The following is a 237-nucleotide window of genomic DNA, read 5'->3' as shown; positions in this document are numbered from 1 at the left end:
GCCGCTGGAAGGCTGGTCGCTGCACCTGCTGCGCAACCCCGCCGGCAGCCTCGCCACCGCGCGCCTGGCCGCCGCCGTGGCCGCGGGAGCCTGGGCGCCGCTGATCCTGCTGGGGCTGTTCCTGCAGCAGCGCCGTCGCCTGATCCAGCACCGGCTGCAGAGCCGTGCCGAACTGGAACGCCTGGTCGCCCACTACACCGGCGAGCTGCGCTCGGCGCAGGACAGCGTGGTGCAGGC

General features: G+C 75.1%; 1 protein-coding gene. It reads left to right on the top strand.

The window, feature by feature from the left end; genetic code table 11:
• The coding region (locus tag ACPYOI_RS36990; protein ID WP_481424300.1) for a hypothetical protein at window positions 1–237 on the top strand (237 nt) is incomplete at both ends.

Source organism: Rhizobium sp. SVR5-2C (assembly GCF_056755115.1).
This window is presented reverse-complemented; position numbering and strand designations above follow the sequence as displayed.